Consider the following 14,488-nt stretch of genomic DNA (forward strand, 5'->3'; position numbering starts at 1 on the left):
GACAATTACAATGAAAAAAACATCACTATTACTTGCTTCCATTGCTCTGGCACTTTCTGGTGTCGCACACGCTGACCAGCTAGAAGACATTCAAAAATCAGGTACTCTGCGTGTGGGCACCACAGGTGACTACAAGCCTTTCTCTTACTTCGATGGTAAAAGCTACTCTGGCTACGATATCGACGTTGCACAGCACATCGCGGAACAATTAGGCGTTGAATTGAAGATTGTTCGTACCACATGGAAAGATCTACTGGCCGATCTAGACGACGATAAGTACGACATCGCAATGGGCGGCATTACACGTAAAATGCAGCGTCAGTTAAACGCGGAACAAACTCAAGGCTACATGACCTTTGGTAAGTGTTTCTTGGTTGCAAAAGGCACCGCAGAACAGTACGACAGCATTGAGAAAGTGAACCTCTCTTCTGTTCGTGTGGGCGTGAACATTGGCGGTACTAACGAGATCTTTGCCGACGCGAACTTGCAGAATGCAAGCTTCACACGCTACGAGAACAATCTCGACGTACCGAAAGCAGTAGCAGAAGGCAAAGTTGATGTGATGGTAACAGAAACGCCTGAAGGTCTATTCTATCAAGTAACTGATGAACGTCTTGAAGCGGCACGCTGCGAAACTCCATTCACCAACAGTCAGTTCGGCTATCTGATTCCTAAAGGTGAACAACGTTTGTTGAACACGGTGAACTTCATTATGGATGAGATGAAATTGAAAGGTGTTGAAGAAGAGTTCCTGATCCACAACTCCCTTAAGTAACTCTTTTCAATTTATACCGTAACAAAAAAGAGGCCAGCAATGCTGGCCTCTTTCGTTATGGTTCAATGGTTCGCTTTAACCGTGAGTTATCACATTCTGCTGTACCAATGCATCCAGAATGTCCGAAGGCATGGTGCTACTTAAGGTTAGCTGTGGCGCAAGGTCTTCAACCACAATCACCTGTTCCGTAGTACCTAAGCCATCCGGGTTGATCGTAAGCTCAATATCATCCCCGTCCACTTTCGCGTCTATTTGTTGTAGCAACGCGGTCATGTCTGGAGATGTATTTTTAAGCTCCGGCAACACTTCTCTCAAGTCAATGCTGTCCCCTTCCGACAAATCAAAGTCGGTAATCGTATCTTCAACACCATCTTCGATGTTAAGCCATACGAACGAGTCCATACCATCACCACCAGTCAGAATGTCTGAGCCTCCGCCGCCAATCAGGGTGTCGTTACCGTCACCGCCAACAAGTCGGTCATTACCAGAGCCCGCAGTTAGGTCAGTCGCATTGGTGCCAGCAAACAGCTGAACATCATCGGTTTCCGAAGCCAGGTTAATATCAACCGCGTCAGACACAATGTTCAAGTTCAGGTCAATCGAAGCCGATGTCGCTGTATCGTTGTTGTCAGTCTCTTCAGAAACTGCCTCTACTTTCAGTGTGTAGTTGCCTGGCGTTTGAGAAAGCCCAACCGCTTGCAAGCTTTCAATTGCATCCGCCGTTGCCACCCATACACCGCCACCGAGATCGGTCACAGAACCAACGTCACTGGTGATTTGAGCGCCAGCAGGTACATCACTGATATGCAGCGTTAGCTCTTCTGTAATGTCCGTTAAGGCTGCGATAATCCCAACTAAAGGAATGCCACTCGCACTCACAGACTGACTCGCAGTAATGTTTCTCACGTAGTTAGTCGCACTATCGATAGACAGGGTTGGTGCATTCGCCACTGGCGTCACCGCGATGTTGTAAACCACAGGTGCTGTCTCTATCGCAATACCTGAAGGGTTGCCGCTGTCTTTGGCAACAACTTCTAATCCAATGCTATTGGTTGGAGACAGGCTCGCATCAAGGAAAACACCATTTGGACTGGTTGGCGTATCAATCAACGCATTCAGGTCACTCAATGTCCCCACTAAGATGACTGAACCCGTGTTGTTGCCGTTAACAACAACCGTCGTCACTGCTGGAAGTGATACATTCAATGTACCGTAATCCACCGTCAGCGTGACGGTCATCAGATCATCAGAAAATGTATCTACATAATCAGGGTCACTGACATTGATACCACTCAACAGTTGACCAGCATCCTCGTCAATAACCGTAGTGACACTGTCACCATTAACGACCGGTGTATCGTTCACTCCATCGACAATCGCGGTGATCTCCGCTGTATCCGTTAGGAAGTCATTAGCGCCGTTGGTTGTACCATCATCCTCTACGGTATAGGTAAACTTAACGTTGCCGTTGTATTCATCAGCTGCCGTAAATACCCAGTATGGGCCAGTGATCGTAGCATCATCAGCACCACCTACGTTCTCGAAGCGTTGTAGTTGACCTTGGCCTTCATCGAGCGCCAGATTAGTCACGGTAATCGTGTCGTTTTCCGGATCGCTCGTCGCAGCAATTAAATCGCCCTCTTTGATGATCAACTGACCTTCTTCAAGGATGGTGCCCAAGTCGATGTCCGTTGCCACTGGCTGATCATTCACTTCCGTTACCGCAACGCTTATTTCAGCGGTATCCGTTAAGAAATCATTTACGCCGTTAGTTGTACCGTCATCAGTAATTGAGTAATTGAATTTAACGTCACCGTTAAAGTCGTTGTCCGCTACAAATAGCCAGAATGGTCCGGTAATCGCCGCGTTATCGGCGCCACCTGCGTTTTCAAAGCGCGTTAATTGGCCTTGTCCTTGAGTCAGGGTTACACCCGTAACCGTCAGGTTATGGTTTTCAATGTCAGAACTTACTGAAATCAAGTCTCCTTCCACAATCACTATTTGACCATCTTCAGCAATCGAACCTAAATCAACATCTGTCGCGACAGGCGCATCGTTCACTTCCGTCACCTTAATGGTGAACGTAGTTTGATTAGTTTGAGCCGTATTCGGATCACCCGCGTCAATCAAGCCGTTATTACCACCATCATCGAGCGTTGCATTGATCGTGACTAAACCACTCTGGTTGAGGTAATTCTGGTCTGGATCGGGTTTGAACGTCACTGCTCCATTGGTCAATGCGGTATTGATGTCGGCTTCTTTACCGGTAATCACCAATGAGCCACCAGGTTGCAATACAAACGTCACGTCAGGTGAGCTCGTAAACTCAAACACACCTTGCGCTCCCGGAAGTGTTTGATCGACTTGCAACGTAAGAACATACGGAGCGTCTGGATTATCAAAGTTAGCATCAACGTCGTAGATACTAAAGTTGTCGATAGCAACACTAATGTCTTCCGATGTTTCAATATTCGTTACGTTCACAAAGATCGGTTGATCGTTAATAGGATCAATCACCAGATCAACATCGAAGCTGGTTGGCGTCCCCAAATATTCGGTGTTATCAGCGTCAGTATCCACAGAGCGAACGGTAATCTGCAGCGGGCCATTAATGCCTAATACATTACCCGTATCGCTATTGTGTTCACCTGAATTGAATACGATCTTATCGAGCGACTGTGCAGGAACATCAAGTGTCCAAAGCTGCGTAACTGGATCATAACTAGCCAAGGTTGTGCCGTCTGGATAATAGATAGAGGCATCTTGAGGAACGCCCGCAACTTCTACTCGAAGTGTCTCTGGTGCATTCTCGGTATAAGTGCCGTTGCCCGTTGCAGATAGCTCTTTATCCAAAATCGTCGCATTGATTTCGATATCAATGTTTTGACCTTCGTTACCTGTCACAGAATCTGTTGGATTAGTATCAACATCATCACCCACAGGTACCACATGCAGCTTAAAGCTTGGCAGATTTGATGCTGCAGTAGGCACACCCAACAAAGATTCTTGAGTAAATACGGCAACACCAAATTCAGCCGTACCACTGAAGTCCTTAGGCGGTAAAATCGAAATCTCACTCAAGTCGAACGATAACCCTGATGCTTGAGGTAGTTGAACACTCCACTCACCACCACCATTATTCTTCACCGTGTATGCCGAACCAGCATCTGCACGCATCTGGAAGCCATCAGGTACATCTGTAAACTTAATCGACACAAACTGTTCTGAGCCATCAAGGTCAGTCAGTGCAATCGATACAGGCCCTGTGCCCGACAAAGAAATCAGCTGGTCCTCAGTACCCGTAATCTCGATAACATCAGGATCGCTACCCGGGCCAGTGACAGACACGTCATCCACCACAGGAACGACTTCAAAACTGACATTGGTAGAGAAAGTATCGGTATCAGTCGCGCTGCCAGTTGGCGAAGCTGCATCATTGTATGTAGCAGTATCGGTAATCGTCCCGCTGACATTCACTTGCACCTGATTTACGTCATTATCTGTTGGGTAATTTAACGCCGGTCGGAATAGTACATTATCCAACGCGCCTGCATTAATCTCAGCTTCATTAAAGGTCACCGATGTGCCAAGCGATACCCCTGCGCTGGTATAGAAAGCCCCAACACTCGTGTCATTTAACGTCAGTGTGATAGAGGTGAATTTTTCGTCACCACCTTCAACTCCGCTTACTTGGTCATCAATGGTCGAGCTGAAATCAAGTTGGATATAGGTATCTTCGTAGCCGACTGGATCTTGCCCTGCTTGACCGTCGGTATCGACAGGGTTAAACGAATCGTCAAGCGAACCAACGACAGTAACGTCAATATCTGGGTTACCTTCAACATCAGGAGCAACTTTAATGACTACTTCTGTCACTAGAGTTTTCTCATCCCCCGACAATACGTCTTTAGTTACTATCGTCAACGGCAACCTAAAGTCGCCGGAGTAGTCGGCTGGTAAGTTAAGCAGTAGTCCAGAGAGGTCGGTCGAGACCCCTTGATCGACGGTAGTCTGGAATACATATTTGCCATTAACAAAGTCTAGGTCGCTGCTTCCCGATAAACTAATTGGGAAGGTGACTTCGTTCACCGCTCCTGGATTAATGGTCACACTGTCATCAATAATGATGGTCACTTGATCAGTTGAGTCATCTTCGCCCGAGAAAGTAATTAAACCATTCAATGCCGTCCCCAGATCTAACTGGGTGTCCTCAATCGCATCAACAACACTGTCTGGTGTTATATCAATATCGGCTGCAACCTTAGTACTCCCAGCCACCACTTGAGGGAATGACAGAGTGACTTCTCCGTCCCTACGAGCGGCCGTAGATGACTCAACCTCAGCACCATCACCTCGGTCTATTACCGTGCTAAAGATATCCATCTTGATGTCATTGAACCCTCCTGCCCCGCTGTTTCCTGAAGGAAGAACAAGGCCGTTCGGTGCACTGATGCTAAATATGTCTTCATTCGTTACAACCCAGCGCCCATTGCCTTCATAAGCAGCGCCAATAACGAGCAGTTGATTGAGTACAGCATCTGATAGCTCCGAACCGTCCACGTTTGTTAATTCAATAACTAACTGGTCAACTTCTTCGATAGCGGACGAAGCATCTGTTTCTTGATATCGAATGACGAACTCATCCGTAACCGATGTATTATCGCTGTTGGTTGTGAACTTAAGCACGCCAGTGTTTGCATCAGCAACTACGGTTGCTAGTGCTCCAGTACCCAGCACATCATCGACGATAAGCTTGTTGCTAGCGTCTTTCGGCTCAACGACTGGACGTACGATAACATCAATCGAGCCCGTGATTGTCGCGATAGCGATGCCCTGACCAGGATCAGTCGCATCAACATACTCATGATCTCGCTCTTCGATCATGACAACCGTATTAAGCGTAAAGTCGGTGCTCGAGTCTTGTTCAGGTGTGATCTGAATAAAATTATTGTTCAGTGCAATTTGAGTAAACTCTTCTGCCGTCTGTCCACTCTTCGGCGTAATGGTTAAAGTGCCTGCTGAAGCATCGTAAACCCAAGTTACATCGCCATTAACCACAACACTTTCAACATCTGTCGGAATGGCACTGATCACAATAGAAGTGAAATGCTCATCATCATCAATATAATCAGTACCCTCTGGGTGCCAATCAATACTGATCGCCGTATCTTCATCGCCATTAGTGACTGTGCTGTACGTCGCTGAGGTATCGATTCTAGGTTCGACTAACACTCGCACTTCTTGGTCAAACGTAAGCGTATGACCGTCATTCTCAGTCACGATCACTTTACCCTGAATGTGAATGTTCTCTGTTGAAGAATCGACAGGTCTGATGCGGATTCCTGAGGTTTTACCTGCGTCAGTGATGTTAGCTTCGTAGATAGGTTTAGACAGATCAGGGCTACCACCCGGACCGGTTTCGTAACCGACAAAGTTAAGGTCAATAATGGTACCGTCACCGTCTTCCAGAATAACGCCATCAGGAATACCCGAGAGGATAACGGTTATGGATTCTGAACCATCGTCAGGTAATGGGGTTTGATCTACTGCTGCAGGATCAGGTCTTCTCTCTCCCGACAACACGGTGAAATCAAGCTCGGCGTAGCTGTCTCCATTCTGGCTCTCTTGGATCGTGGTTTGAACACCAGGTGTTGTGCCATCGGTGATTGCTGTCCAAGCCGTACCGTTTGTACCGCCATAAGGAATATCTGCAACACCTTTAACCTCGACGTTGACCGTCTTAGTACCCAGAATTTCTTCATCAACTTGTTGAGGGTTGGTTGACAGGTTTGCAGTATCTTTGACTACACCGGTAACATCAAAGGTGAAATCTACATTACTGTGTTTAGTTGGAACAACCTCAACATTAGCCAAATCGGAATATGCGATTTCTTGATAATTGGTACCATTAACGGTAGGAACTACCGTGGTTGTACCTACAAAGTAAAGCACTGCGCCTTCTGTGATATTACTGATACGGACAAACAGTTCTTCAGAGCCATCTGTGTCCACCGACCCTGTCATGGTAATGACTTCGTCTAACGTGAATGCGTCTTTGTTGTCCAAAGGGCCAATGTAATCAGGGTCATCGATATTGTCTTCGTTGATCTTGATACGACTCACACTGAATTTTCCTGGGTCGGCGTCAGCAGTGACATCAATAATGATGTTTTGCTCTACAGAACGAGCTTGAGTTTTATCATTTGCTCCGCCATTGGCGGTATCTTCATAAGGGTTCAGTGTTTCCTTTGTAACCGCTATTGCTTTGAATTCAATCTGACCAGAGAAGTTATCGATCGGGTTAACTACGGTGCTGTTAATGTCTTCTGCCGCTATTTCATATACACCATCCGTCGTCAGCGTAAGCACATTGCCGTTCTTATCAAGCAGCTCGAACTTCCCATCACCTTGAACAGCCTCAAGTTCATAGGTAATCGTCTCAGTATTACTGTTATCTTGCGACTCTGCGTTCAGCTGCAAAGTAACGTTGTCTTCATCTTCGTTCACTTGATAATGATAAGTGCTGTTGGAATCATCCCAAGTCGCTATATCAGCCACCGCTTCAATCTCGATTCTGAAGTTTGAGTTGATGGTGTGATCCGTGGAGCCATTTTTCTCAATTTCAAGCTCATAACGAACTCGCCCACCAGTTTCATCCGAACTAGCGTGTTGGTCCGGAACAAAGAACAAGTTGTCTATCGTCGCAATAGTTTGTCTTGGCTCATTCGGATTTGGAGCAAAGCTTTGTTCGAGTTGAGGAGGACCAAATATAATGCTCCCATTTGACTCAGGCACTAATTCAATGTAGTCAGCACCATCAAAGTAATAAAAAGTACCTTGATGACTATCACCTCCGTTCGGGCTTTTAATCGTCAACTGGCCAATAGATTCAGCGTTATCTTGGTCATACAGACTAACTTGCAGCGCAACTTGAGCTGGCGCATTAGGCAAACTATTTTGGTTATCTTGAATATTCTCAAGAGCCGGCTCATCGCCTGTTGCATAAGGTATGGTTGAGTCTCTACCCGCATCCTCGAAGGTCGTCACTTTCAGAGCGATTCTTGTAGAGTCCCTATCAGTAATCGTTATATCTAACGGTGTTTCAGAGGTATCTAAATCGCCATCCGTCGCAATCACATTAATCGAAAAATCGATGGTGTCTAGGCCGTCATGATCGAGATAGCCGTTAGCTCTAAATTCAACCTCGCCATTTGAGTTGATACGCAAACGCCCTAGCTCACGGGTGTCCACGCCACCACTACCATCGTCGGTTTGTTCGTACACTCGTACTTGTTGACTACCGCTATTTAAATCGAAACTGCTGCTGTACGGCCCGCTGTTTCCTGTACGGAAAACAATATCTGCACCATTACTGGTAATGCCCTCAATTCGACTCAGTACCGCGCGATCCGCGCCGACATCCGTCGCATTAGCAAACATGTCAACTTTGGAATTACCATAGCCCTGGCCTTCAATTCGTGTGATCGATTGAGTTGTCACCAATGGAACATCATCAGTCACCGTGATTTTCAAATCGATCGCGTTTGATTGGTCTTGATCAAAATCTTCTGCAACAACAGAAAAGTTAAGGTCAATTGCGTTTTCATTCGCGCCATCAGGGTGCTTAAGTGGTTTAAACAATTCAAACTGATAGCTGTTATCCGAGGTATCGAAAATAATCTCAAACACAGCTTCATTACTCGTTGCAGTTTGAGCAACGTAAGTAAATGTTGTGCCGCTTTGTGAAACAGCAAGCCACTCTAAACTTTCTCCGTTGGAGGTTAAGCCAGTCAGAACCAAATCTTCATCAACCAGTTCATACTTCACAACACCATCCGCGCCTTCATCGACAGTGAACAGGCCATTAATAATGGTGTCTTCAGATTGATCGGAACCAATACCAGTAAGATCGTCTTCATCGACAACCGTTTCACCCGTCGGCGCACTCATTACTGGCGCATCGTCTAGCACCTCGATTGGCAATACATATTGGTTAGAATCATCGCCGTCACCATCAACCGCAGCGACATCAAATGGAATCGTTAAGGTATTGGAATTCGGGCTTGTTGGATGGTTTAGAGGACCTAGCAACGTAAACGTATAAGAGCCGTCATTCGCTAGCGCGAGCGTGAAGATAGGAGTTCCACTTGTCGTCGTACCTTGATAGGTCGTTGTGTTGGCGGCACCTGTGACTTCTGTAATAGAAATCGCTTCAGTTCCAGAGGTCAATGTCGCTTCAAGCGCAGAGATATTACGCAGTTCGTAAACCTCTACTTGGTCTGCACCTTCTGTGGTAACAAATGCACCTGTTGCTTGAGAAATCGCAGAGCCGAGATCATCTTCATCAACCACAAATGTGCTGGTCGCTGTCGTATCGGTAATGACAGGCACATCATCGGTGATAGTAACGGTCAAAGGTTTCATCACAGAGTCGGTATTGTCTTGGTCGACCGCGATCACTGGCAGAGTGAATACTTGATCGTTGTTGCCTTGCACAGGCAGATGATCGAGCTCTTCCAACAAAGTGAAGGTGTATTCGCCTAGCACTACACTATTAAAAGTGATGGTAAAGATATCCGTTTGAACACCCCCACTCTCAACGAAACCAATATAGGTTCCGCTGTTGGCTGGATCTTCTTTAAGCTGAACCACTAGGCCATCCGATTTCAAATCACCAGACGTGTTGAACTGAGTGGTATCAATACGGAAATAGCTCACATCATCACTTCCCGCTGTGAAAGCAATGGTTTCAGTTTGGCTCACAGGTAAGCTCGGAGATGAACCATCCACGAGATTCGCTTCTTCCAATGCAACCGTTGGTACAGTATCAATTACCGGTGGAGCACCATCTGAAATCGTCAATGTCACGGTCGAAGTAACAATATCACCGTCTTTATCTTCTGATGTCACGGTAATCGTCTTAACGATATCACCACCAGAATGATTCAGGTTTCGATTAGGCTCAAAGCGCACATCACCTTCAAGATTGATAAACAAAGACCCTTCAGTGAATACAAACTCTTGCTCGCCAGTATTCGTTTGTACCAATGCTTTTTCAGCTTGATTGTCATACACAAACTTAGTGATTGTGGCGCCATCTGCACTTTGTGCAGGCATCACATCAAAGACTGTTGTAGTTGGTGTTCCCGTACTTGGCTCTGTGATGTTGAGCGCACCTGATTGCATCAGCTGAACATCATCGGTGATGGTGACAGTCAGCGGTTTAGACGCTGAAATATCACCATCGGTATCTTCTGCATAAACAGAAAGATCAAAGCTCAGATCGTTATTTCCTAAACCATCAACATGATCTAAACGTTCAAGCAAAGTAAACGTATATTGGCTTGGGTTCGTGTCATCAAAATCTAGAGTGAATATGGTTTTCTCCACACCCATTCCATCAGTGGTAAAGGCAATGTAGTCGCCAGAGTTTGCAGGATCTTCACGTAAACTCAGTGACAAACCATCCGACTTCAACGCGCCGTTAGTATTGAATAGCCCTACTTCCACCACTATTTCAGCAATATCATCACTGCTTGCAAGTGAAGTAATGGTTTGAGTGATACTCACAGGATTTACACTAGGCGTCGAACCATCCGCAAGTAAGCTTTCTGACAATGCCACACCCGGCACAACGTCGATTGTTGGTCCATCACCATCAACAATGGTGAGCGTAACCGTCGACGAAAAGATATCGTTATCAAAGTCTGAAGACGTGAACACGATTGACTTAACAATGTTCCCTGCAGAGTGATCAAGGTTTCGATTTGGCTCAAACCTTACATCACCATCTAATGTCACAAACAATGAACCTTCAATGAAAACAAACTCTTGTTCGCCACTGATGTTCTGATTCAGAGTAATTGGAGAACCACCGTCATACGTGAACTGCGTAATGTTCGCGCCGTCTGCACTTGGTATTGGCATCACATCAACGGTAGTTGTTGTTGGAGTACCAGAATTTGGCTCGGTAATGGTTAAGAAGCCATCTTGCATTTGCTGGATGTCATCTTCTATCGTAACCACCACATCGCGCTTTGTTGACTCAGAATCATCGGTATCAACAGCATAGATAGGTAAGCGGAAAGTAAGGTCGTTGTTGAGCACGCCATCAAGGTGATCAAGCGCCTCAATCAAGGTAAGTGTAAACTGAGCTTTGTTTGCACTATCAAAGCTAATGGTAAATACATCGGTAACGTTACCCATACCATCATCGGTATAACCAATGTAGTCACCAGCAGAAGAAGGATCTTCTTTTAGTTGAACAACAAGACCACTTGATTTCAACAGATCGCCAGGATTGAATTCGTTGGTCGCAATTCTAAAGTGACTAAAATCATCACTTCCTTCGGTGTAAGTGATTGTATGAGTCGAACTTACCGGAGAACCAGTTGGCGTAGAGCCATCCGCTAGGTTGACTTCCGATAAGTTAACATCTGGAACCACGTCAATAACGGGATCGATACCGTCTTTGATCGTTAAGGTGACATCCGCGGTATCTGTATCGTCATCAAAATCACTGGTGGTGACGACAATCGTTCTTACAATGTCGCCGGATGAATGGTCAAGATCTCGGCTCGGTTCAAAACGAACCTCCCCTTCAATGGTGATGTACAGTAAGCCGTCGGTTACTGTAAAGACTTGTTCTGTAGAGATGCTTGGGTCTAACGTTACAGCGGTGCCACCATCGTAAGTAAACTGTGTCACTTTCGCGCCATCAGCACTCTGCGTTGGCATAACATCAATGATTGGCGTCGTTGGTGGCGTACCCGATGCCAAATCAGCTAATGAAGGCTCGATGATACTCAAGGTACCATCTTGAACGCCTTGTACGTCATCGGTGATCGCAACCGTCATAGGCGACATTGCAGAATCATCACCATCCGCATCAACCGCTAAAACAGGGACATCGAAGCTTAGTATATTGTTTTGTAATCCATCTACATGATCTAACGCTTCAAGCAGTGTGAACGTGTATTGCCCTAAATTGCTCGTCGAGAAGCTGATCGTGAAGACGTTGGTTTCGACGTTAGAACCGTCCTTGACGAAGCCAATGTAATTACCAGAATTCGCTGGCTGCTCTTTAATCTCAACCTCTAATCCATTCGACTTCAAAGCCCCCGAAGTATTGAACTGAGCAGGGTCAATTCTGAAATAACTAACATCGTCACTACCCTCTGAGTAGGTAATAACTTGAGTCATCGCCACTGGATTGCCGGTTGGCGAAGAACCATCAGCGAGATCCACTTCTGAGAGCGTAATTCCAGGGACCAAATCGATCGTTGGAAGATCACCATCGATAATCTTCAATGTCACGGTAGATGAGACGATATCACCATCAAGGTCAGTAGATGTAACAACAATCGTCTTAGTAATATCACCACTCGTGTGATCTTGATTTCGCACAGGCTCGAATCGTATCTCACCTTCTGTGGTAATAAATACAGAACCTTCAGTGAACACAAACTCTTGCTCGCCATTCACATTGAGATCAAGGCTTTCTGCACTGTTTCCATCAAACACAAATGAAGTGATTTTTGCTCCATCTGCGCTCTGATTTGGCATCACGTCCAGAGTATTCGATGTTTCGACGACTCCAGCAGGCTCACGACTGGTTATTGTGCCGCCTTGCATCAACTGCACATCATCACCAATAGTCACGCCAAGCTGAGAGACTAACGAATCGTCGCCGTCACTATCCACCGCATACACAGGCAGATCAAAACTCAGGTCGTTGTTGCCACGTGCATCTTGATGATCCAAGGCTTCGATTAAGGTAAAGGTGTATTCACCTAAGGTTGTCCCAGAAAAACTCAACGTAAATACTGTGGTTACCGCATTCGACGAGCTGGTTGTAAATCCGATGTAGTTGCCCGACCCTTGCGGATCTTCACGTAATTCAACAGCTAAACCATTCGATGTGAGTGCATCATTGGTATTGAATTCTGCTGGTTCAAGGCGGAAACGAACCACATCATCACTTTGATTGGTGAAGGTGATGGTTTCGGTTTGACTTACCGCACTGCCACTTGGGGCTGAACCATCCGTCAGGTTCGTTTCAGATAAGCTAACCGTTGGAATAACATCAATGGTTGGAATATCACCATCGGTGATCGTTAACGTAACGGTTGACGTGACTGAGTCTTTGTCGAAATCGCTTGAGGTCACCACTATCGACTTAACAATATCGCCGGCCGTATGGTCAAGATCTCGATTAGGCTCAAAGCGAACTTCACCTTCGAGGGTAATGTACAGTTTGCCTTCTGCGAAGATAAACTGCTGTTCGCCTGCAATATTTTGATCGAGGGTGTTTACGACGCCATCATAAGTGAACTGAGTGATGGTCGCGCCGTCAGCACTTTGGTTTGGCATGACATCAAAAGTAGCCGTGGTCGGTGTACCAGCCGCTAAATCAGCGACGGTCGGCTCGGTAATATTGAGCGCACCACCTTGCATGATTTGAACATCATCATCAATCGTTACATTAAGCTGCGATACCAGTGAATCATCACCATCACTGTCTACCGCATAAACAGGCAGATCAAAGCTCAGATCATTGTTCGCTAGGCCATCAACATGGTCTAGCGCTTCAAGTAGAGTGAAAGTGTATTCACCTAACGTGGTTGAAGAGAAGCTAATGGTAAACACGGGGACTTCAGCGCTCGAACCGTTGGTAATAAAGCCTATGTAAGTGCCCGGATTAGCAGAATCTTCTTTTATCTCGACCGCAAACCCATTCGATTTCAGTACACCACCGACATTAAACTCAGTTGGTTCAATGCGGAAACTCGTCACATCATCACTTTGGTTAGTGAAAGTAATCGTCTCGGTTTGACTTACTACGCTACCGCTCGGGCTAGAGCCATCGCTAAGGTTAGTTTCAGATAGAGTAACGCTTGGCACTGCATCAATGGTTGGGATATCACCATCAGTAATCGTCAGAGTGACCGTTGACGTCACCACATCGTTATCTAAATCGCTTGAAGTCACCACTATCGACTTCACGATATCTTCGCTAGCTGTGTGATCTAGGTTGCGATTGGGTTCGAAACGCACGTCACCTTGAAGAGTGATGAACAACTCGCCTTCCGTGAAGCTAAATTGCTGCTCACCATTGTCCGTTTGATCCAGAGTTCGAACTTGCCCGTCATAAGTAAACTGAGTGATCGTCGCGCCATCGGCACTTTGCTCTGGCATCACATCGATAGTATTCGTTGTGATTGTGCCATCTGCAAGATTTGGCTCAGTGATATCTAAGGTACCATCCTGCATGATTTGGACATCATCACCGATGGTTACATTTAACTGAGACACCAGTGAATCGTCGCCATCGCTATCAACTGCATAAACAGGCAGGTCAAAGCTCAAACTGTTATTCACCAGACCATCTTCGTGGTCAAGCGCTTCAAGCAACGTAAATGTGTATTGACCTAGATTTGCACCAGAGAAGGTAACGGTAAAGACGTTGGTTTCAACATCCGACGCGTCTTTAACAAAACCGATGTAATCACCAGCACTGTTAGGATCTTCTTTTAGCTGAACCGCCAAGTTGTTTGACGTTAACGTACCTAGAGTATTGAACTCTGTTGGCTCGATACGGAACGACTCAACATCGTCACTCTCATGAGTAAACTGAATGACTTTGGTGTCGCTGACCGCAGAATTCGACGGATCAGAGCCATCGGCTAGATTCGTTTCAGATAGTGAGATTGG

General features: G+C 46.0%; 2 protein-coding genes. One reads left to right on the forward strand and one right to left on the reverse strand.

Features of this window, described 5'->3' with window-relative positions:
• Positions 1 to 10 precede the first annotated feature (10 nt).
• Entirely contained in the window at positions 11 to 775 is a 765-nt protein-coding gene (locus tag AB4263_RS22015; protein WP_017067326.1) for a transporter substrate-binding domain-containing protein, read from the forward strand.
• Positions 776 to 850: 75 nt separating this feature from the next.
• On the opposite strand, the gene AB4263_RS22020 is transcribed toward AB4263_RS22015, so the two are convergent.
• Positions 851 to 14,488: cadherin-like domain-containing protein (locus AB4263_RS22020; protein WP_372098903.1), on the reverse strand; the 13,638-nt coding region annotated here is incomplete at its 5' end.

It is taken from the genome of Vibrio sp. 10N.261.55.C5 (assembly GCF_041470505.1).
Classification (GTDB): domain Bacteria; phylum Pseudomonadota; class Gammaproteobacteria; order Enterobacterales; family Vibrionaceae; genus Vibrio; species Vibrio crassostreae_C.

Bases quoted from the DNA above. Each gene is read 5' to 3' on its own strand.
- AB4263_RS22015 (WP_017067326.1), top strand. From the start codon at position 11: ATGAAAAAAACATCACTATTACTTGCTTCCATTGCTCTGGCACTTTCT.